Source organism: Lysobacterales bacterium, assembly GCA_016703225.1.
Lineage (GTDB): Bacteria > Pseudomonadota > Gammaproteobacteria > Xanthomonadales > Ahniellaceae > JADKHK01.
Genome location: JADJCM010000001.1, coordinates 1,848,026 through 1,868,952, shown reverse-complemented (window position 1 = coordinate 1,868,952; position 20,927 = coordinate 1,848,026). Strand labels below are relative to the sequence as shown.

Below are 20,927 nucleotides of genomic sequence, written 5' to 3'. Positions count from 1 at the left end.
ACATGGGGCAAGCATGGCGAACATTGTTGCGGCTTTCCGGTGCAACGGGAAGCCACAGGCGTTTGATTACGATTGCAGCTTCAATCGACGACGCTGAGCCTGACCTCGATGTTGTTGCGCGTCGCTTTCGAGTACGGACAAACGCCGTGCGCCTCGTTGACCAGTTGCTCCGCGGTGGCCCGATCGAGCCCCGGAAGGCGCACCTCGAGTTGGGCGCCGAGGCCAAGTCCGCCGGCTTCCAGCAGTCCGATATCGACGTGGGCGGTGACGAACACGCCCTGCAGCGCGATCTTCTTCTGCCCCGCGACGAAGGCGATGGCTCCGGCGAAGCAGGCGGAGTAGCCACTCGCGAACAACTGCTCGGGATTGGTCGTGCCCGGCGCCTCGTTGCCGCCGAGCGCCTTGGGCTTGTTGAGCTTGATGTCGATCATGCCGTCGGAAGATTTCACGGCTCCATCGCGGCCGCCGTCGGCCGTGGCGTGGGCGGTGTAGAGGACTTTCATGGCGCGAACTCCTGGAAGGGGGGACGATGCTAGCCACAATTCGTGACGGCGGCGTCGAGGCAGCTACACTGGCCGGTCAACGATCGAGAAAAGACATGCCGAACGAACCCACACCCCGCCTGCTCGCCGACCTCGCCACCCTGCCCGCGCTCGAGTCCGAACGCCTGCGCCTGCGTCCGCTGCGCGAAGATGACCTGCCCGACCTGTTCGCGGTGTTCGCCGACCCGGACGTGATGCGCTACTGGACGCGTCCGCCGATGCGCGATCTGGACGAAGCGCGCGCCTATCTGGCCGAGATCGCACAGCACTTCGACGCCCGTACCGGCTTCAAGTGGGGCATCACCCGCAAGGACAACGACCGCGTGATCGGAACGACGTCGCTGTTCCGCCTCGATACCCCGCACCAGACCGCCGAAATCGGCTACGCCCTCGGCTCGGCGCACTGGGGCAATGGCTACGCCGCGGAAGCGGTGCATCGGGTCTGCCGCTTCGGTTTCGAGGATCTCGCCCTGCGCCGCATCGAAGCCGACATCGACCCGCGCCACCACGCATCGATCCACGTCGTCGAGAAGGCCGGCTTCCAGCGCGAAGGCGTGCTGCGCGAACGCTACATCTACAACGACGAAATCCAGGACGTCGTCTACTACGGCCTGCTGGCGCGGGAGTTTCAGCGCTGACTACGGCAACACGCTGCCGGGTCGCCGCGGCGGTGGCGGCAGTAGCCGTGCGAGCTGTTCGCAGTGTGCGTGCTGACGCATGGCTTCGGCCTGCAGCGCCGCCATCTGATTGCGACGCGCCGCGAGCACCAGCGAACCCCGCTGCATGCTCTTTTCGAGTTTCGCGTAGACCGCGCCGAGCCGCTCCTGCAGGGCGATCCGATGCTGCGCGCGTGCCCTGTGGAAATCCGCAAGACCCGGTGCCGCCGTTGGCGCCTGCCGGCGATAGTCGCGCACCAACTGCAGCTTCCAGGCGCTGAGCGCGGCGCGCGCATCGTCCCTGAGCAGATGCGCCTTGACGAGACGCGCGCGGTCGAAATCGGCCGCGGTCTCGATGCCCGCCGCGCGCAGGCGCACGCGCTCAAGCCGGCTCAGTCGCGGTTCGCGCCAGTGCTCGATCAGCTTGCCCTGCAGGAACCGGCGCAGCCCGCCATCGGCCGCGTCGAGCTTGAACTGGGCCAGCGCTGTTGCTTCTTTGGCCTCGAACTGGCGCAGTGCGCGCTCGGCATTGCGCCATTCGTCAACAGCGGCGACCGCGGTGGCGTCATTGATCTCCTCGGCCAGACTCGCAAGCCTCTCGTGCAGGCGTCGGAATTGTGAATAGGCCTCCTCGTATTCACGAAAGCGCCGCCCGAAGTAGTGGAGACCGAACGTTGACACTATGAAACCCAGCACAACGGACAGGAGCAGCAACGGCAGGAAGATTAAGAGGCCGTCGGCCGCGCCCATGCCGAAGGAGGCCACCAGCAGCATGCCGCAGACACCACTGAATATGCCGACGGTGGCACCGAGACCCATCGCCCGCGCCTCGATGTTCTGCTCAGGGTCGGGCGCGCGCAGCGGCGGATACCACGGCACCGGCACGCGCTGCGGCGGGTTCATCTTCCCGACCGCCGCGGCCATCGCGCCGACATCGAATGCGGGGCGTTCCGGGATGGGCGGCGACGCTGGCCGCGTCGACTTGCGCGCGGAGCGCGGCTTGTCCAAAGCTCCGAACAAGCGCACGCGGCGCCGTTCGAGCACGCACCAGGCGCACTCCTGCGCATGTCCGGCGTGGATATGCGCGGCACGCTTCGCACACTGCACCAGCCCTGCCCGCAACCCATCCAGCGCACCGACCCATTGTTGTGGCGTCGGCCGCGCAGCGACGCCGCGCTCGGTGAACGCCTGCTCGAACAGCGCGACGATCGCGGGCGGCAGGCTCTCGATCGGGACCGACTTCGGGGGTGGCGCGATCAATCGTTGGGCGGCGTCTTTCGCGTAGGCGTAGCGGAAATCGCGGATGTCGGCCTCAAGCGATTCACCGATGTGGTCGGCCAGCGGCACGCCGGAATACGGATGCCGCCCGCCCATCAGCAGGTGGAAGATCAGGAGTGCGAGGCCGAAGCCATCGTGGTTCGGCGTGCGCGTGATGTCCTCGAAACTCGCGATCGATTGCAGCTCCGGCGGGGTGAAATGCGCGACGCCGACTTCGCAACGATGCAGTGCGTCGCCGACCTGGATCTGGAACGAGTCGCAGTCGATCAGGATCACGCGGCTGTCGGCACCGACCAGCACATTGCCCTGGTTCACATCGCCGAGCACATGGCCGTGCTCGTGCAGGGTCGCGAACGCGGCGGCGATGTTGCGTGCGACGAACACCAGGAAATCGAAACGCGCCTGCGGAAACGATTCGCGCCGCTGCGCCGGGCTGTACAACATGTGGATCGGCAGCCGCCCTTCGATGCGCTGCATGGTGAAGCCGATCACCGGGCCGTTTTCGCCCAGATGCAGCGTCTCCTCGGGCCAGGCCGCGTAGTTGCGCAAGGGCGAGTCGATGGCCTCCGCCATCAACCGCAGCTTCTGCTGCTTCGCCGCGTCCGGTGCCTGGTGATAGCGCTTCGCCACCCAGTCCGGGTGCGAGGGCAACTCATGCACCACGCCCTCGCCACCGCGGCCGAGTTCGCGGCCGAGGTGAATCGGCTGACCCTGCGCATCGTGCACGGCCGCCACCATCAGATCCTCCGCCCGGTCAGGCCATTCCAGCGATTGAACTCGGCACGCGCCATCGTTTCCAGCTCCATTCGCCGTTCTTGTAGTTGTCGCAAGAGGCCGTCATCTGCGAGCGGTCGCCGCAACTCCTGATACACCGACTGAAGCTCCTGCTCCAGCTTGCGTCGCTTGCTTTCTCGTTCTCGCTCCCGCTCCGCTTCAACCATTTCCGGCCCACGACGAGCCCGCTGCCGACGCTGATAACCACAAGCAAGCACGTTCCGCCACTGCAGCAGCACACGGAACGTCGCGTCGGACAAGACCTGCAACTGCGCCAGTGTGCTTGTGTCGAAGTGAGCTGCTGGCCGGGTATCGGGAACCGCTCTCGGGCTCGAACGCTGCAAGAATGCTAACGCCACAACGGTGGAATCCGGGACGTCGTCTACTGCGGCCTGCTGGCGCGCGACTCTCAGCGCTGAAAGTCGTTCGGAAACGGCAGCAGACCGCCCAGTCCGACGCATACCCGATGTTGTTCGATCAGATTGGAAGTCAGCATTGCCAGAACTTCCATCTCCGCGCTCGTTGGCTCAGCGTCCGGTGAGGCGGCATGCCGCATCGCCTCCAACGCGCGCCGCAACCGATGCTCGATAGCCGCGGCGGTGACCTCGCGACGACGACGGAATTCATTGACGTCTGCTCGCTGCAGACGCCGCTGCCGGTGATAGCTGCGGGCCAACTCGTCGCGCCAGGACGCCAGGGCACGCATGCCCTCGGTCATCGGCACACCAAGCTTCTCGAGCCGTCGATTGTCGACATCGGCAGCAGTTTCGATACCTGCACTGCGCAGCCGCGATCGCTCCACGGCCGTCAATCGCGCATCCACCCACAACGCGATCTGCTTTCGCTGCAGCAATTGCCGCAACGGATCGCCAGTCTCAAGTGTGAACTTCGCCAACTCCAGCGCTTCGCTTTCGTTGAACGATTCCCAGTCGGCAAGTGCCGACCTCCACTCGCGGGTCGCGGCCTCCCCACGACGATCGTTCAAGTCGCGGACCATCACCGCAAAACGCAGCTGGGTTCGCATGAATTCTCCATGCGCGGATGCATAACGCCGATCCCTGCGCTTCTGCACGGACACCGCCGCCTCCGGAATCCCTACCGAGGCCGCTACCGTGGCGAAGCCCAACGTTGCCAGCGCCGCAATTCCCAAGGCAGCTCCCGAGATCGCGGCCACGCCGCCGAGAAGGGTCGAGACGGTCCAGCCGATCACGCCCGCGGTCCGTGCCGAAGCCTCGCCGCTTCCTGGTGGCCTCAGCGCGCCGAGATCCGGAGGCCTGATTCGTGCGGGCAGCGAGATCTTCGCGAACTCGCTTTCCAGCGCCGCGACCACGAGTGCTCGCGTCGTTGGCGCCAACCGCGCTATCACTGGCTTCGGTCTCTCGCCGAAGAGTAGGACGCGCCCCGTTTCCAACCCGCACCACACACACTCGCCAATCACGCCGGCGTGAACATGCAGCGGATTCTTCGCGCAGGCCCGCAGCTGCGCGCGCAGCGCGTCGAGTGCGCCGACCCACTGCGTTGCCGTGGGGCGCGCAGCGACGCCACATTCGGTGAACGCCTGCTCGAACAGCGCGACGATCGCGGGCGGCAGGCTTTCGATCGGGACCGACTTCGGGGGTGGCGCGATCAATCGTTGGGCGGCGTCTTTCGCGTAGGCGTAGCGGAAATCGCGGATGTCGGCCTCAAGCGATTCACCGATGTGGTCGGCCAGCGGCACGCCGGAATACGGATGCCGCCCGCCCATCAGCAGGTGGAAGATCAGGAGTGCGAGGCCGAAGCCATCGTGGTTCGGCGTGCGCGTGATGTCCTCGAAACTCGCGATCGATTGCAGCTCCGGCGGGGTGAAATGCGCGACGCCGACTTCGCAACGATGCAGTGCGTCGCCGACCTGGATCTGGAACGAGTCGCAGTCGATCAGGATCACGCGGCTGTCGGCACCGACCAGCACATTGCCCTGGTTCACATCGCCGAGCACATGGCCGTGCTCGTGCAGGGTCGCGAACGCGGCGGCGATGTTGCGTGCGACGAACACCAGGAAATCGAAACGCGCCTGCGGGAACGACTCGCGCCGCTGCGCCGGGCTGTACAACATGTGGATCGGCAGCCGACCCTCGATGCGCTGCATGGTGAAGCCGATCACCGGACCGTTTTCGCCCAGATGCAGCGTCTCCTCCGGCCAGGCCGCGTAGTTGCGCAAGGGCGAGTCGATGGCCTCCGCCATCAACCGCAGCTTCTGCTGCTTCGCCGCGTCCGGTGCCTGGTGATAGCGCTTCGCCACCCAGTCCGGGTGCGAGGGCAACTCGTGCACCACGCCCTCGCCACCGCGGCCGAGTTCGCGGCCGAGGTGAAGCGATTCACCGCGCGCGTTGTGCAGTGTGTGCATCGATGCCGGACTCAGGCCGCGCGCAACGCGAGCACCAGGGTCTTGTCGTCGTCGGTACGTTCATTCACCGCCGGCGATGACAGAAAGCGCGCCAGCGCTTCGTCGATCTGATCCTGCTGCGCGGCGCTTGCTGCCGCCAGCGTCTTGAAGAAGGGTGCGAAGAACGGCAGGTGCGGCGACTGGTCGGCTGCATTCAAGGCCAGCCGCTGCAGGCCATCGGAGAACAGCGCGATGCGCGAGACCGCTCCGAACTCGGCCACGACCAGACGCTCGGGCGCGTCCTCGTCGCTGAGGAAATACGTCATGTTCGCGTACTCACCGGACATCGGGACCAGCGCCAGCGCCAGCGACTGCTCGTCGCCGAGCACGATCGCGCCATCACCGATCTGGAACACCAGCGTCTGCCCGGGCTGCGCGATCAGGCCAAGAAACGTGCAGGCGAATTCGCGCAAGGGCTGTCCACGCTCACGCGCCAGCGCAACCAGCGCCGAACGCACATGCGCCACCAGTGCACGCGCGAACTCGGCATCGAACAACGCATCGTCGAGCAGCGCCTCCTCGAGCGTGTATTCGGCTGCCGCGCGCACCGCGAGTGTCGCCCCGGCGTCGCTGCTGGCCGCGCTGCCGGCGCCGTCGGCAACGAAGGCCATCAGCAGCTTGCCGCCGGCGAGCAGCGGGAACGCCTCGACATGGTAGGCGTCCTGGCACGGCGTCTGCTGCAGCGCGTGCGACGTTCCGGTCGCCGCGGCGCCGGCAAATACCCAGCTCACACCGAGGCCCAACCCGACGGCGCTTCGAGCCGGAACTCGGTGCCCGGGGTCGAACGCGACACCGAGCGCAACGAACTCGACAACCAACTGAACAACTCGCGAAACCGCAGACCCTGCAATGCCAACGGCGTGCGCTTGCTGATCTTCGCCAGCACCTGGTGGTTGGCGCCCTGCACGCCGATCGGGAAAAACGCGAAGGCCTTGCCGTGCTCGCCGTCGTGCACCAGCTGCGCCGCCTTTGCCCAGTGGTCGGTCGGCGCGCCGTCAGTGATCAGGAAAATCCACGGTCGGTAGTAGGAGATGCCGTTGGCGCGATACTCGGCCTTGCGCCCGCGCACCAGCTCGATCGCGAGTTCGATCGCGCTGCCCATCGGCGTATCGCCCTGGGCTTCGAGCTGTGGCGGCGTGAATGACGCCGCCGACTCGAAGCCCTGCTCGACCCTGACCGGCCCGAAGGTGACGATGCCGACCTCGACCCGCTTCATCGCCAGCGGGTCCATGCGCAGTTCATCGCGCAGCACAGCCAAGCCGGCATTCAGTTCATCGATGCGCGCACCGGCCATCGAGGCGGAGGTGTCGAGCACCAGCAGGCAAGGACAACGCGGCTCGGGGTTGCTGGCGAACTCGGTGGTCTCGAAAACGATCTGGTCGGTCATGCGCGGCGTGGTCCGTGGACAAGACGTGAAGTCTAGCCAGAGCCGCGGCTCGCCACCGGCGTCGGTTGTGACCATGGGCATATGCTGCCGGGGCCAGGACCCGCCATGATGGCGGTGTTATATCCAACCAACACACCTGTGGAACCCGCCTCATGCTGACGATTCGCAACCTGTCCAAGACCTATCCGAATGGCGTGCAGGCGCTGAAGTCGGTCACGCTCGACATCCCCAATGGCATGTTCGGCCTGCTCGGCCCGAACGGCGCCGGCAAGTCCAGCCTGATGCGCACGCTGGCGACCTTGCAGGAGGCGGACAGCGGCGAGGCGAGGCTCGACGAGATCGACCTGCTGCGCGACAAGGACGCGGTGCGCCGCGTGCTCGGCTATCTGCCGCAGGACTTCGGCGTCTATCCGAAAGTCAGTGCGCTCGACCTGCTCGATCATTTCGCCGCACTGAAAGGCTATGTGCACAAGCGCGAGCGCAAGGAAGTGGTCGAGGGCCTGCTGCAGCAGGTGAATCTGTGGAACGTGCGCAAGCTGAAGCTCGGCGGATTCTCCGGCGGCATGCGCCAGCGCTTCGGCATCGCGCAGGCGCTGATCGGTTCGCCGCGGCTGGTGATCGTCGATGAGCCCACCGCCGGCCTCGACCCCGAGGAACGCAACCGTTTCCTGAACCTGCTCGCCGAGATCGGCGAGAACGTGGTGGTGATCCTGTCCACCCACATCGTCGAGGATGTGACCGACCTGTGCCCGCGCATGGCGATCATCAACCAGGGCCAGGTGCTGCTCACCGGCGAGCCACTGGAAGCGATCCGTTCGCTCGAAGGCCGCGTCTGGAAGAAGGTGGTCAGCAAGGAGGAGTTGCCCGCGGTGCAGGCGCGCCTGACCGTATTGTCGACGCGACTGGTCGCCGGTCGCCCGCTGGTGCACGTGTTGTCCGACGCCCAGCCGGAAGCCGGTTTCGAACGCGTCGAGCCCGGGCTCGAGGATGTCTATTTCGGCCAACTCACGCGCCACCGCGCCGCGATCGCGGCCTGAGGACGCGACCATGTTCAGCGAATTCCTAAAGTTCGACCTACGCTTCCAGGTACGCGCACCGCTGCTGTGGATCGGCATCGCCGTGTTCGCCCTGTCCGCGTTCGTCGCCACCAGTTCTGATGCGGTACAGATCGGCGGCTCAATCGGCAACGTGAATCGCAATGCACCCCTTGTGATCCTGCAGTTCCTGAATTCGTTCACCATCCTCGGCCTGTTCATCTCCGGAGCCTTCGTCGGCGGCACCCTGCTGCGCGACTTCGAGATGGGCACGTCCGAACTGTTCTTCTCCAAGCCGATCGGCGCGCGCGCCTATCTGCTCGGTCGCTTCAGCGCCGGCGTGATCGTGTCCGTGCTGATTTACCTCGGGGTTGCGTTGGCGATGATGCTTGGGGCCGCCATGCCCTGGATCGACCCGGCCCGACTCGGTCCATTCCAGCTCTCGCCCTTCGTGTACGGGCTGTGCGTATTCGTGCTGCCGAACCTGATCTTTACCAGCGCCCTGATCATGCTGTTTGCGGCCACGATGCGCTCGATGCTCGGCGTCTACCTCGCGATCATGGCCTTCCTGGTGCTCTCGGGTGTGGCCGGATCGTATGCGCGCGATCTCGACAACCTGTGGGCGGCAGCGCTGACCGACCCGTTCGGCGCGCGCGCGCTCGACCTGACCACGCGCTACTGGACCGCAGAGGACCGCAACACCCTGCTACCGGAACTGGCCGGCTACATCCTCGCCAACCGTGCCCTGTGGCTGAGCCTTTCCGCCGCGTTGATCGCGACGACCCTGTCGGTGTTCAAGGCGCAGCGTGCCGGCACCAGCGCGCGCAAGCCCTGGTTCGGCAAGCGTGCCGGCGTGATGCCGGTCGAAGCCGCACCGACCACGACGCGTACGCCGCGTCTCACTGCGGCGCCGGCAGCGAGCGGATTCGCCTCTGCCTTCCGCCAGTACCTGAAACAGACGCGCTTCGACACCGTGCACGTGCTGTTCTCGGTGCCGTTCCTGGTCATGGTCGCGTTCGGGCTCCTGAATCTTGTCTTCGCCCTGGATGCGACCGGGCCGATGTACGACACGCCGCTGCACCCGGTCACCGCACAGATGCTCGAAGCGATCCAGGGTTCCTACACCTGGCTGCTGATGTTCGTGGTGATGTTCTACGGTGGCGAACTGATCTGGCGCGAGCGCAGCGCCCGACTCGACGGCGTCACCGATGCCTTCCCGGTGCCGAACTGGGTGCCGCTCGCGGCCAAGGCGACGACACTGGTCGCGGTGGTTGCGATTTTCATGCTCGTCGGCGCGCTCTGGTGCATGGGCTACCAGTTGCTCAAGGGTCACCACGCGCTGGAGCCGCTGCTGTACCTGAAGGGTCTGTCACTGGCCGCGGCCCGTTTCATCCTTGTCGGCTGGCTGGCGATCGTGTTCCAGGTGCTGTGCAACCAGAAGTTCGTCGGCTACCTCGCGACCATCGGCATCCTGGTGTCGTGGATGGTGCTCGGCACGCTTGACTTCGACCACAACCTGGTCGCATTTGCGCAGGCGCCGGCGACGCCGTATTCGGACATGAACGGCTACGGCCATTTCATTACCGGCTGGGCCTGGTTCATCGGCTATTGGACGCTGTTCACGCTGTGCGCCCTGCTGGTTGCAGCCGCGTTCTGGGTGCGCGGCACGCCCGAGCCACTGCGCACCCGTGCCGCAGTCGCGAAGTTGCGTCTTGCCGGCCGGCCCGGCGCGCTGCTCGCCAGTGGTGTGGTCACCACCCTCGTGGTGAGCGCCTGGATCCTCTACAACACGACGGTGCTCAATCCCTATCGCGCCAGCGACACCGCGCTCGATCTGCAGACCGGCTACGAAAAGACCTGGCGCCCGACCGAGGGACTGGTGCAGCCACGCATCATCGCCACCGACAACACCGTGCAGATTTACCCGAAACAACGCCGCGTCACCATCGACGGCAAGTACCGGATGAAGAACAAGTCGGCACAGGCCATCGGCGAACTGCACGTGTACCTGGACCCGGACTTCAAGGACGCCACGTTCAGCGTTCCCGGCGCCAGCCTGAAGCGGCACGACGAAGTCAACGGCATGCGCGTCTATGCCTTTACGACGCCGCTGGCACCCGCGGCCGAGTTCGACTTCGGCTTCACGATCGATGCGCGCAACGAGGGCTTCACCAACAACGGCACCCCGGGGCGGGTGCACCACAACGGCAGCTTCTTCGACAACCTCGGCTATTTCCCGCAGTTCGGTTACCAGCGCGGGCTCGAGATCGCGGACCGCAATGAGCGGCGCGAACGCGAACTCGGCGCCCCGCGGCGCATGCCGAAGTTGGAGACGGCGCCGCGTACCGAGACCTATCTGAGCGACGACTCCGACTGGATCGACTTCAAGAGCACGGTGTGCACCAGCCCCGACCAGATCGCGATGGCGCCGGGCTACCTGCAGCGCGAGTGGACGGCAAACGGCCGCCGCTGCTTCCGCTACGAGATGGATGCACCGATCCTCGGCTTCTGGGCCTACATGAGCGCCGGCTGGCAGGTGAAGAAGGACCGCTGGAACGATGTCGCGATCGAGGTCTACTACGACAGCAAGCACCCGTACAACGTCGATCGCATGATCGAGGCGACGAAGAAGTCGCTCGACTACTTCACCGCGAACTTCGGGCCCTACCAGCACCGCCAGTTCCGCATCCTCGAGTTCCCCGGCTACGCCAGCTTCGCGCAAGCGTTCCCGAACACGATTCCGTTCTCGGAGGCGATCGGGTTCATCGCCAATGTCGATGACGAGGACGCGATCGACTACGTGTTCTACGTGACCGCGCACGAACTCGCGCATCAGTGGTGGGCGCACCAGGTGATGGGCGCCGATGCCCAAGGCTCGACCCTGATGAGCGAGACCATGGCGCAGTATTCGGCACTGATGGTGATGGAGCAGGAATACGGGGCGCACAAGATGCGCAAGTTCCTCAAGCATGAACTCGACAGCTATCTGCGTGGCCGCGGTGGCGAGATCATCGAGGAGTTGCCGCTCGACCACGTCGAGTCGAGCCAGGGCTACGTGCATTACCGCAAGGGCTCGCTGGTGATGTACCGACTCAAGGACGAGATCGGCGCGGAAGCGATCAACCGCGCGCTTCGCAACTACATCGCCAAGGTGAAGTTCCAGGAGCCGCCGTACACGGTGTCGACCGAACTGATCGCCGAGTTCCGCGCGGTGGCGCCGCCGGAGAAGCAGCAACTGATCACCGACCTGTTCGAGCGCATCAGCTTCTACGACAACCGCGCCGAGGAAGTGAGCGCGAAGAAGCTCGACAACGGCAAGTTTGAGGTGACGATCGCGTGGAAGGCGGCGAAGAAGCTGTCCGATGGCATCGGCAAGGAAAGCGATCTGGCACTGACCGACGACATCGACATCGGCGTCTTCGCGCGGCCCGAGGGCGGCGAGGAGAAAGACGAGAAGGTGCTGTACCTGCAGAAGCACCGCATCGACCGGAGCGAGGGCAAATTCACCGTCGTTGTGGATGAGTTGCCCTACGACGCCGGCATCGATCCCTTGAACAAGCTCATCGACCGCGTCTCCAGCGACAACCGCAAACGGGTGGTGGTCGAGGAGTGAGCGGGAGGGGGTGCGCTCTTCACACCGCGCCAATTCCCAGCACGCCCCTGTTCTGCTTCGATGCCCGTCCACCCATGCAATGGAGAACCGCCATGCTTACCCTCTACTACTCGCCCGGCGCCGCCAGCCTGTGCGTGCACCAGATGCTGATCGAGCTCGGCGCCGAGCATCGGCTCGAACGGCTGGATCTGCAGGCCGGCGCGCAGAAATCGCCCGAGTACCTGAAGCTCAATGCCGGCGGCGTGGTGCCCACGCTGCTGATCGACGGCGAGCCGATGGTCGAGTCGAGTGCGATCCTGATGTGGCTCGCCGAGCAGGACCCGCAGTCGCGCTTCGTGCCGGGCGAGGGCGCACGCGCGCGGCGCGAGTACCTGCAGTGGTTCCTGTTGCTCGCCAACGGGCTGCAGCCCACGTTCCGGCACTGGTTCTATGCGCAGGAGGTCGCCGGCGAAGCGCAGGCCGAGGCGATCAAGACCTTCGCCCGCGGCCGCATCGAGGCGTTCTGGGAGCGCGTCGACCGTCATCTCGGCGAACGCGGCCCCTACCTTTGCGGCGCGCAGTTGACCGCGGTCGACTTCTTCCTGTTCATGCTCTGCCGCTGGTCGCGCAACATGCCCAGGCCTGCCACCGAATGGCCCTACCTCGCGATGTTCGTCGCATCGATGAAGTCGCGACCTTCGTTCAAGACCCTGTACGAGCGCGAAGGCCTGACCGAGTGGGCCTGATGCCGGACGGGCACGCGCTCAGTCCGCGTGCGGGCGCCAGATGTCGATGGCGAACTCGGGTTCGTAGGGCGGAACGTTGCACTCGATGACGTCGCCCGGTGCGATCTGCAGGGTGGCACCGACGACATCGGCGTACACCGGCAGTGCGTTGATCTTGCGATCGACCAGCACCGCAACATGCGCCGACAGCGGTTCGTGGCGGCGCACCCATTCGAGCACGCGGAACACCGAATGACCCTGGTAGAGCACGTCGTCGACGATGACCACGCGCTTGCCCGAGAACTTTACTTCGGCCTGCTGCGGCGTCTCGGTCAGCGCGGTGTCCGGGTGCAGCAGGGTCAAGTCGTCGCCGTAGCGCTTGACCTTGAGCTCGGTGCGCTCGATCGCCAGCTGCGGGCGCAGCTTCGCCAGTCGCTCGTGCAGCATCGCCGCCAGCGGCGCACCGCGGCGCAATACCCCGACCAGCACCACCGGGTGCGCGTCGAGCCGCATCGACAGCTGCCGCGCCATGCGTTCCATGACGACGTCGAGGTCTTGCGTGGTGTAGGCGCGGAAGCGTTGTTCGGTCATAGTGGGGGACTCGCGGGTGGTTTGGGAATCGGCTCCGGCCGGAGCCAGAGCCACAGGCCGGTGAGGGACATGATGCCGGTGCCGGTGGCGGCCATCCACCATTTCGGCGCGGTCAGGAACATGATCACGGCGCAGGCCAGCATTGACGCGGTCGCCGCCCACTTGGCTTTGCGGCTGACCGCACCGGTGGCTTCCCAGTCGCGGATCATCGGACCAAACAGCGCGTGCGCGTGCAGCCAGTCATGCAGCCGCCGCGAACCTCGCGCGGCCGCCCAGGCAGAGAGCAGGATGAAGGGTGTGGTCGGCAGGCCGGGCAGGACGACGCCGATCAGGCCGAGCAGAAGCATCGCCCAGGCGAAGACGAGATAGGCCCAGCGCGGGATCAGCGGATGCGGTTTCACGGCCGCCGAGCTTAGCGGCTCGACCGCCTCGACAGCCACGCTCGATCGAGTCCGGCGTGCTTCCGGCAAAGCGCGTGTCGACGACCTGCGGCAGGCATTGGCCGGGGGACTGTGACCCACGGCAGGCCGTCGACACGCCGGGCCTTCGCCATCCTGGCGGGCGATCCCGTGTACCCGATGCACTCCGGCATCCGTTTCCGACCGGGCCACGCTGAGCCCGGGGTCCATGTTCTTGCCACGCTCAGGCGGCGGCAGCGTGCTCGTAGTCGGCTTCGAGCCATCCCCACAGCGCCAGTTCGGCGGCGTCGTCCATCGGGATGCGCAAGGCGACGGTGCGCACGTCGCCAATTTGCAGCGCCGGCCCGAAGCGTTCGGTCTTGAGCCCGAGGTTGCGGATCAGGCGCTCGACGCCGACGCTGGTGACGGTGACGATTTCGCGGATGCCGTTGCGGCGCACGAAGCGCAACATCTCGCGGATCATCGCCACCGGGGTTTCGTTCATGCCGAAGCTGGCGCCGTTCTCATGGCGCGCGACCGCGAAGCGGCTGGCTTCCCAGACGTCGGGCTGGCTTGGCGCCGGCTGCCCGTGCAGCAACTCCGGGAACACGTCCTTGAGCATGTACGGGCCGGTAGTCGGCAGCAGCCGCCAGCTGCCGGTGGCGCTGCGCGGGTCTTCGGGATGGCGGGCGACGATGTAGGTCGGTTCGAGGCGGTCGAACCAGTCGCGTTCCTTGCCGTTGTGGCTCTCGACCTTCCATTGCAGACGCTCGGCGAACATCGCGTGGCGCAGTGCGTACATGCTGTCGAGCAGCGGGGCGGAGATGTTTCTCCAGGTGGGCCGACCAATCAGGATCTCTTGCATGGCAATCGCTCCGGCGGGGTAAGGCACGGAGCAATCACAGCGTCAAGCTGACATTTCCAACAGCTGTCAGAACTGACAGGTTGACACGTTTGGCGAGCGGGAATGGAGCGGGAATCGTGGCCCTGCGGGAACCGGGATCAGTCGAGCAGGCCGAGCACCATGGCCTTGGCCACCGCCTGCTGGCGGGTGGCAACGCCGAGCTTGGAACAGGCATTGCGCAGATGGAAGATCACGGTGCGCTCGGTGATCACGAGCAGGTGCGCGATGTCCCAGCTGGTCTTGCCTTCCGCGGCCCACTTCAGGCATTCGCGTTCGCGCGCAGTGAGCGCGCGGATGTCGCGCATGCGATCCCCGAACATCAGCGCCGACGCCGCCTGGTGCACGTAGCTGGCGAGCAGCGTCGCCTCGGCGCAGACGCTGGACTGGGTGATCGGATGATTCGGGTCGGCGGCGGCGTAGGACATCATCCCGAACACGCAGCCGAGCCCGTGCAAGGGCACGCTCAGGCCTTTGGCCAGGCCGAAGTCGCGCGCTTCGCGGACGATGCGCCGACCGAGCGCATCGGGTCGCATCGACGCTCCCGGCGCGCGCGCAAGGTCGTCCCAAAGGGTCGGCACCACGTGCGTGCGCGAGTAGTGCACGGTCGGGTCGCGAAAGGTGTAGCCGGCCTCCAGGTAGTGCTCGCGCCAGTCGTCCGGGTAACCGTTGAGCACGAACTGTTCGCTGCGCGTCGGCGTCACCGCCACCAGCGCGCCGTAGATCCAGTGCGCGAAGCCGAGATCGCGCGCGACCGCGTCAATGGAGTGAGTGAGCGCATCGACGCTGTCGGCAGCGACGATGCGCTCGAGCATGTCGGTGTTGACCATCGCTCGGGCCGGTCTGAGTGCGCGCGGATTCATGTCGACCCGATGCTACCGCCATGGTTTGTGACGACAATAGCAACATCCGTAGCGTGAGCCCGATGCGCAAGATCCTCCACATCGACATGGACGCCTTCTACGCCGCGGTCGAGCAGCGCGACGACCCGGCGCTTCGCGGCCGGCCGGTAGTGGTGGCCTGGAAGGGCGCGCGCTCGGTGGTCTGCGCCGCCAGCTACGAAGCGCGCCAGTTCGGGGTGCGCTCGGCGATGCCGGCGCTGCGCGCCGAGCGGTTGTGCCCGGACGCGGTGTTCGTGCCACCGGACTTCGGCCGCTACAAGGCCGCCTCGCGGCAGATCCGCACGATCTTCGCGCGCCACACCGACCTGATCGAGCCGCTGGCGCTGGACGAGGCCTATCTCGACGTCAGCGTGAACAAGCTCGGCATCGGCAGCGCCACCGCCGTCGCGCAGGCGATCCGCGCCGAGATCCGCGCCGAGACCGGCCTGACTGCTTCCGCGGGAGTCGCGCCGAACAAGTTCATCGCCAAGATCGCCTCCGACTGGAACAAGCCCGATGGCCTGTTCGTGGTGCGCCCGGAGCAGGTGCTCGACTTCCTCGCACCGCTCGAGGTCGGGCGCATTCCCGGGGTCGGCAAGGTGATGCAGGGCAAGCTCGGCGAACTCGGCATCCACACCATTGCCGACCTGCGCGCGTTCGCGCCGCCGGCACTGCAGGCGCGCTTCGGCCAGTACGGTCGCCGACTGCACGAACTGGCGCACGGCATCGACGAGCAGCCGGTGCGGGCGGAGCAGCCAACTCAGCAGATCTCGGCCGAGGACACCTTCGCCGAGGACGTGGCGCTGGCCGCGACCGGGCCGATGATCGAAGCCCTGGCGGAGCGTGTCTGGCGCGCAGCGGCACGTGAGCCGGACCGAATCGCGAGAACGGTGGTGCTCAAGCTCAAGACGCGAGAGTTCCGCAGCCTGACGCGCAGCCTGACCCCGGGCACCCCGCCCGCCGATGCCGCGACGCTGGCGCGCATCGCGCTCGAACTGCGCGATCGCGTCGGGCTGCCCGCCACGACCCGCTACCGCCTGGTCGGCGTCGGCCTCGGCGGCTTCGTCGATGGCTCGTGCGTCACGTCCCAGCTCTCCCTGTTCGGGGCGGGAGAGTGAGCGCCCTCGGTGTACTAGACTCCGCCGCCGTCGGCCCACACTCGACCCGATCGATTGGAGTTGCGCATGAACTGGAGGGGATGTCTCGCGTCATTGCTGCTGGTGCCTGCTGCGGCCGCCACGCCGCATGTGGCGCTGGAGGAATTGTTCAAGCAAGCCGACGCTTCCGACCTCCCAGGCCTCTACCTGCGACTCGAGTCGCCGCTGGGAATTCAGGAATTTCAGGCGGGTGCCGCCGACCCGGACAGCGGTCGCCGTTTTGCCGCCGAGGCGCCGTTCCGCATCGCCAGCATCACCAAGCTTTTCGTCAATGCGCTGGTGTTGCGGGAGGTTGCGTCGGGTCGCCTGCAACTGGATGCGCCGCTGCAGCGCCACCTGGATGCAGCGGAATACGGCGTGCGACGCAGCAAGCCGGATCTTCAAGCCATCACGCTGCATCACCTGCTCGAGCACAGCAGCGGTCTCTGGGACTTCCGCAGCGACAGCATGACCTTCGGTTTGGCGCAGTCGCTGTTCGATCCACGCAAGCAGTGGTCGCAGCGCGAGTTGATCGGCGACGTCCTGCGCCACCGTCCGTATTTCGCGCCGGGTGCCGAGTATCGCTACAGCAACGCCAATGCGCTGTTGCTGTCTGCGGTGTTGGAAAAACTCCACGGCGTGCCGATCGAGACGCTGCTTCAGCAACAGGCATCGGCGTTGGGCCTCAAGGCCTGGGCGTACGAACGCGAGCCGCGCACGCCCCCCGACCTGCCCCGAGGTTTCACCGGCAAGCCGGCCAGACCCAAGGAAACCACGGACTGGAGCATGGGCGGCCTGCCCGACGCAGCGCTGCAGGCTTCCGCTTCCGATCTCGCACGCTTCATCCGCGCTCTGTTCGAAGACGACACGCTGTTGCCGGCACACACCCGTGCACTCTGGTTGGAACAGGAGGGCAGAGTCGGCGATGGTCCGCAGCGGGCATTGCCGGGCATCCAGCTGTTCGCGGGCGCGGGGCTGATCCGGACGTACTGGTACAACGGCAAGGCGTTCGGCTACAAGAGTTGGGTCGCCTATCAGCCGGAGCTTGAACGCAGCGCGGTGCTGTTCATGACCAGTACGCGCGAAGGCGACGAGCGCTGGTTCAACCAGGTCCTCGGGAAAGTGGTGCGCGACGCGCGTGCTCAACCGTCGAACCCGCCGTGACCAGCCCATTCCAGGCGACACGCCAGTCGGCGCGTGGCGACGGGCCTCGGCGGCTTCGTCGAGCGCACAAGGTTCACGATTCAGCCGGGACTGTTTGCGTCCGACTGATTAGGCTGGCTCCGCCAATTGGGAGCCCCCATGTCGACCATCCAGAACGTCAAGTTCACCGAAATCGAATTGCGCGATCTGTTCGCCGGCCAGGCGCTGGCCGGCATGTTGCCGAAGGGCAAGGAACCCGGCGTGCTGCCGAAAAGTCCCGACCAGCTGGCCGAACTCGCCTACGAATACGCCGACGCGCTGATGCGCGCACGCGCGAAACGACCATAGCCGAAATCGCCCTCAGGGCGCCGGCACCGCTTCGCTGAACTCGAGCCAGGACCAGGGAATGCGCCGCACCTGACCGTCGCTCGCGACCAGCCAGGATGCGCTCGCCGGCTGCACTGCCGCCGCCGAAATCGCACCCAGCGCTGTGCGTTGCACGACGTGCGAGGCGAACGCCAAATTGCCGCTCGCGTCGCGGCTCAAGCGCTGCTGCAAGACCACGCCGCTGCCGGCGACGAAGACGCTGTCGTCGCCGCTGCCGGCGCTGAGCGCGAGCAGGTCGAGGTCGAAGTCCGGCATCGCGCGCAGCGCCGATCGCTCCAGGTCCCAGGCATAGAGCCGGGTCGGCGCCGTAGTCAGCAACACCACCGCGCGTGCTCCCGGAACGTGCTGCAGGCGATAGCCACCGCTGCCCGAGACCGCAAAAGTCTGCGCGCGCCACTGCTCGCCGTCGCGTTGCAGATGCACGAATTGGTGGTTCCAGCTGCCTATGAGCGCCTGCTGCTGGCTGGCGTCGAACCACAGCGCATGCAGCGAGAGCTTGCTGCCGGTGAGCGCGCGCACGTCGATGCTCTCCAGCAGTTCCAGGTCAGGCCAGCGCCAGCGCTTGAGACTGCCATCGGAACTGCTCGACCACAGCGCGCCTTCGTCGGCCGCAAGCCACAACTGGTTGACCAGGAACTCGTGGCCACGCGTGCGCCAGCGCAGCTCGAGTTGCGGCTGGCGCCAGACGGCGACGGTGCGGTCGTCGGAAGCGGTGGCGAGCGCTTCCTTGCCGAGCGCGATCGCGCTGATGCCGGCATCGTGCACACGCAGCGAATGCGCCGTTCCGCCCTGCAGCTGCCACAGATCGCCGCTGGCGGTGCCGGCGTACGCCTGCTCGGCATTGGCCTGCAAGTCCCAGACTTCGCCGATCGGCTCCGCGTTCAGCGCCTCCGGCACGGCGCCGGCGAAACGCAATTCGACCAGTTCCCCGCCCTCGGGCTCGCCCAGCCAGACGCGCCCGGATGCCGCGACCAGGCGCGGCAGGATCGCGGCGTTGGCGCCGGCCGGCATCGGCCAAGCCAGGCGCTGGCGTTCACCGTCGCGCCACAGCAGCAGGCTGTGCTCGGCGCGCAGCAGCAAGCTGGGGCCATCCGCCAGCCACAGCGCGGCGTAGCAGGCGACCGGCACTTCGATGCGGCGCGGCGGCGCGTCGTTGCCGACGCGAAACAACTCGACTTGCGGCGAGAAACCGCAGACGGCGATGTCGCCACTGGCCTCGTTCCAGGCCAGATCGTGGATGCGCACCGAACCGCGCGGCGACGACCACAGCACCCGATCCTGGCGCGGATCGAGCAGCACCAGCTCGAACGGCGCCGACAGCGCCAACAGCAGCGCGTCGCGACCGATGCGCGCGAGCTGCACGCGCTCGCGCGGCACGCTGGCAAGCGTGTGGTCCACGCCTTCGGCATGGAAGCGCAGGGCTTTTCCATCGTCGAACAGGAACGCCTGCGCGCGCGCATCCACCGCGATCACCTCCGCGTCCGCGGGCAGTGTGCCGATGGCGCGCTCGCCATTGCCGCGCGGATCGCGTTCGAGCAGTTGTCCCTGGGTCTGCACCACCAAGCCGCCACCGGCAGCGACAGCGACCACGCGCTCGCCCGGCACCGCAGGCTGGCGCACCGCCGTGGCATCGGCCGCGAGCGGCTGCTGGTACACACCGCCGCCGGTGACCAGCACCGCGCCAAGCTCGCCGACGCCGAGCAACGCGCCCGCATCCGCCGGCGTGTGCAGGCGCAGCCCGGGCGCGAGTGACAGCTCGGCGGGCGCTGAATCGTCTGCGCTCGTTGCCGAAGTTGCGTTTGGTGCGGGAGGCGTCGCAGGCGCCGTTCGCAGCAGCCACAACGTCACCAGGGTCGACGACAGCAGTAACGGCGCCAGCAGCCATGTCGACCGCCGGCGCGACGGCGTTGCGCCGGGCGCGGCCAGCTGCGGTTCCGCCGGCGCTGGCAACGGAGTCGTCGCTGCATGCGGCATCGGCGTGGTCGGTGCGGGCGTTGTCGCGGCATCGAAGCGCGCCGCCACCAATGCCGACTCGACCCGCACCACGTCGAGCCAGGCGCGGTCATCGGCACCGGCGAGTTCGCGCAACGTCTGCGCCAGCACGAGCACGTCGGCGTGGCGAGCGGTCGGCTCGAAGGCGGTGGCACGCTGCAGCAACGCGGTCACTGCGCCCGGCAGGCCGAGTCCGGCGAGCGGCTCCAGGGTGCGCTCCTGCACCGCGGCATGCAGCATCTGCGTGACCGACTGGCCGTGGCGCAGCGGCCGCCCGAGCAGGCACTCGGCCACGATCAGCGCCAGTGCGTACTGGTCGGTGGCCGGCCCGACCTCTTCGCCGCCAAGCTGCTCGGGCGTCAGATACAACGGCGTGCCCATGACCATGCCGGTGCTGGTCAGGCGACCGGCGCGCTCGTCCTGGTCCAGTTGCTTGGCGATGCCGAAGTCGAGCAGCTTGGGCACGATTGCGTCGCCCTCGATGGCGAGGAAGATGTTGTCGGGCTTCAGGTCTCGATGCACCACGCGATGCTCGTGCGCATGCGCCAGTGCCCGCGCGATGTCGCCGACCACGCCGGCGATCTCGGCCAGACTCAGTGGCCGCCGCAGGGCCGCGAGCGCACGCGCCAGCGTGCAGCCGCGCAGTCGCTCCATCGCATAGAACGGCACACCCTCCGGGCTCACGTCGAAATCGAGCACCTCGACGATGTGACGGTGTTCGAGCGTCGCGAGCAGCCGCGCCTCGCGCCGGAAGCGCTCCAGGAACTCGGCCTCATCAAGACTCGGCAGCAACAATTTCAGCGCCACCCGTCGCGCCAACCCGAGGTGCTCGGCGAGATAGACGATGCCCATGCCACCGGCGCCGATCACGTCGAGCAGCCGGTAACGCCCGAACTCGCGACCGATCAAGGCGCGCGCATCATCGATGCGGATGCCGCCGCCGCAACGGGCGCAGCGCGACTGCCCCGGAGCGGAGAGGCGACCACAGTCGATGCAGAGTCGAAGTTCCATGCGCAGGCTCTCCGTGCCCGATGGTATTCACAAGCGCCGCGCACCGCGACTTTGCCGTGAACTTTTCCGGCCAGCGC

At 66.8% G+C, this 20,927-nt stretch carries 18 protein-coding genes; 7 read left to right on the top strand and 11 right to left on the bottom strand.

Going from position 1 to position 20,927, the window contains the following annotated elements:
* Positions 1 to 80: 80 nt before the first annotated feature.
* Entirely contained in the window at positions 81 to 503 is a 423-nt protein-coding gene (locus IPG63_08045) for an organic hydroperoxide resistance protein (protein MBK6727194.1), read from the bottom strand.
* A 95-nt stretch (positions 504 to 598) separates the two neighbouring features.
* Between IPG63_08045 and IPG63_08040 the strand changes: the two genes are divergently transcribed.
* Entirely contained in the window at positions 599 to 1,180 is a 582-nt protein-coding gene (locus IPG63_08040; protein ID MBK6727193.1) for a GNAT family N-acetyltransferase, read from the top strand.
* Here IPG63_08040 and IPG63_08035 read toward each other — a convergent pair whose 3' ends face one another.
* From IPG63_08035 to IPG63_08015, 5 genes are all read right to left on the bottom strand, one after another.
* The gene (locus IPG63_08035; GenBank protein ID MBK6727192.1) at positions 1,181 to 3,214 is read right to left on the bottom strand and encodes a helix-hairpin-helix domain-containing protein; all 2,034 of its coding nucleotides are present in this window, start codon (positions 3,212 to 3,214) and stop codon (positions 1,181 to 1,183) included.
* Positions 3,214 to 3,510 carry a hypothetical protein gene (locus tag IPG63_08030; protein ID MBK6727191.1) on the bottom strand — a complete coding sequence of 99 codons (297 nt, stop codon included), beginning with the start codon at positions 3,508 to 3,510 and terminating at the stop codon, positions 3,214 to 3,216. Before IPG63_08030 ends, IPG63_08035 begins: the two co-directional genes overlap by 1 nt.
* A 149-nt stretch (positions 3,511 to 3,659) precedes the next feature.
* A complete protein-coding gene (locus IPG63_08025) occupies positions 3,660 to 5,633 on the bottom strand; it encodes a helix-hairpin-helix domain-containing protein (GenBank protein ID MBK6727190.1) in 1,974 nt (657 codons plus the stop codon).
* 11 nt (positions 5,634 to 5,644) lie between these two features.
* Positions 5,645 to 6,403 (bottom strand): protein phosphatase 2C domain-containing protein, encoded by a 759-nt coding sequence (locus tag IPG63_08020; protein ID MBK6727189.1) that lies wholly within the window; start codon positions 6,401 to 6,403, stop codon positions 5,645 to 5,647.
* On the bottom strand, positions 6,400 to 7,059 hold the full coding sequence (locus tag IPG63_08015; GenBank protein MBK6727188.1) for a VWA domain-containing protein: 660 nt from the start codon (positions 7,057 to 7,059) through the stop codon (positions 6,400 to 6,402). The genes IPG63_08020 and IPG63_08015 overlap by 4 nt, the downstream gene beginning before the upstream one ends.
* Positions 7,060 to 7,211: 152 nt before the next feature.
* Here IPG63_08015 and IPG63_08010 point away from each other — a divergent pair, with 152 nt between their 5' ends.
* From IPG63_08010 to IPG63_08000, 3 genes are all read left to right on the top strand, one after another.
* A complete protein-coding gene (locus IPG63_08010; GenBank protein ID MBK6727187.1) occupies positions 7,212 to 8,096 on the top strand; it encodes an ABC transporter ATP-binding protein in 885 nt (294 codons plus the stop codon).
* Positions 8,097 to 8,106: 10 nt separating this feature from the next.
* Positions 8,107 to 11,706 (top strand): hypothetical protein, encoded by a 3,600-nt coding sequence (locus IPG63_08005; GenBank protein MBK6727186.1) that lies wholly within the window; start codon positions 8,107 to 8,109, stop codon positions 11,704 to 11,706.
* Between the two features lie 92 nt (positions 11,707 to 11,798).
* The gene (locus IPG63_08000) at positions 11,799 to 12,431 is read left to right on the top strand and encodes a glutathione S-transferase family protein (GenBank protein ID MBK6727185.1); all 633 of its coding nucleotides are present in this window, start codon (positions 11,799 to 11,801) and stop codon (positions 12,429 to 12,431) included.
* An 18-nt stretch (positions 12,432 to 12,449) separates the two neighbouring features.
* Here the strand turns inward: IPG63_08000 and IPG63_07995 are convergent, their stop codons facing one another.
* From IPG63_07995 to IPG63_07980, 4 genes are all read right to left on the bottom strand, one after another.
* Positions 12,450 to 13,001, bottom strand: a complete 552-nt coding sequence (locus IPG63_07995) for a phosphoribosyltransferase (GenBank protein ID MBK6727184.1) — start codon at positions 12,999 to 13,001, stop codon at positions 12,450 to 12,452.
* The gene (locus tag IPG63_07990; protein ID MBK6727183.1) at positions 12,998 to 13,630 is read right to left on the bottom strand and encodes a YbaN family protein; all 633 of its coding nucleotides are present in this window, start codon (positions 13,628 to 13,630) and stop codon (positions 12,998 to 13,000) included. Before IPG63_07990 ends, IPG63_07995 begins: the two co-directional genes overlap by 4 nt.
* 13 nt (positions 13,631 to 13,643) lie before the next feature.
* On the bottom strand, positions 13,644 to 14,264 hold the full coding sequence (locus IPG63_07985) for an acyl-homoserine-lactone synthase (GenBank protein MBK6727182.1): 621 nt from the start codon (positions 14,262 to 14,264) through the stop codon (positions 13,644 to 13,646).
* Between the two features lie 137 nt (positions 14,265 to 14,401).
* Positions 14,402 to 15,163, bottom strand: a complete 762-nt coding sequence (locus tag IPG63_07980; protein ID MBK6727181.1) for a LuxR family transcriptional regulator — start codon at positions 15,161 to 15,163, stop codon at positions 14,402 to 14,404.
* Positions 15,164 to 15,225: 62 nt separating this feature from the next.
* Here IPG63_07980 and dinB point away from each other — a divergent pair, with 62 nt between their 5' ends.
* The 3 genes from dinB (at position 15,226) to IPG63_07965 (ending at position 17,808) form a co-directional block, all read left to right on the top strand.
* Positions 15,226 to 16,299 carry a DNA polymerase IV gene (dinB, locus tag IPG63_07975; GenBank protein MBK6727180.1) on the top strand — a complete coding sequence of 358 codons (1,074 nt, stop codon included), beginning with the start codon at positions 15,226 to 15,228 and terminating at the stop codon, positions 16,297 to 16,299.
* Positions 16,300 to 16,365: 66 nt separating this feature from the next.
* Positions 16,366 to 17,481 carry a beta-lactamase family protein gene (locus tag IPG63_07970; protein MBK6727179.1) on the top strand — a complete coding sequence of 372 codons (1,116 nt, stop codon included), beginning with the start codon at positions 16,366 to 16,368 and terminating at the stop codon, positions 17,479 to 17,481.
* Positions 17,482 to 17,619: 138 nt separating this feature from the next.
* Entirely contained in the window at positions 17,620 to 17,808 is a 189-nt protein-coding gene (locus tag IPG63_07965; GenBank protein ID MBK6727178.1) for a hypothetical protein, read from the top strand.
* A 12-nt stretch (positions 17,809 to 17,820) separates the two neighbouring features.
* Here the strand turns inward: IPG63_07965 and IPG63_07960 are convergent, their stop codons facing one another.
* A complete protein-coding gene (locus IPG63_07960; GenBank protein ID MBK6727177.1) occupies positions 17,821 to 20,850 on the bottom strand; it encodes a protein kinase in 3,030 nt (1,009 codons plus the stop codon).
* Between the last annotated feature and the right edge of the window lie 77 nt (positions 20,851 to 20,927).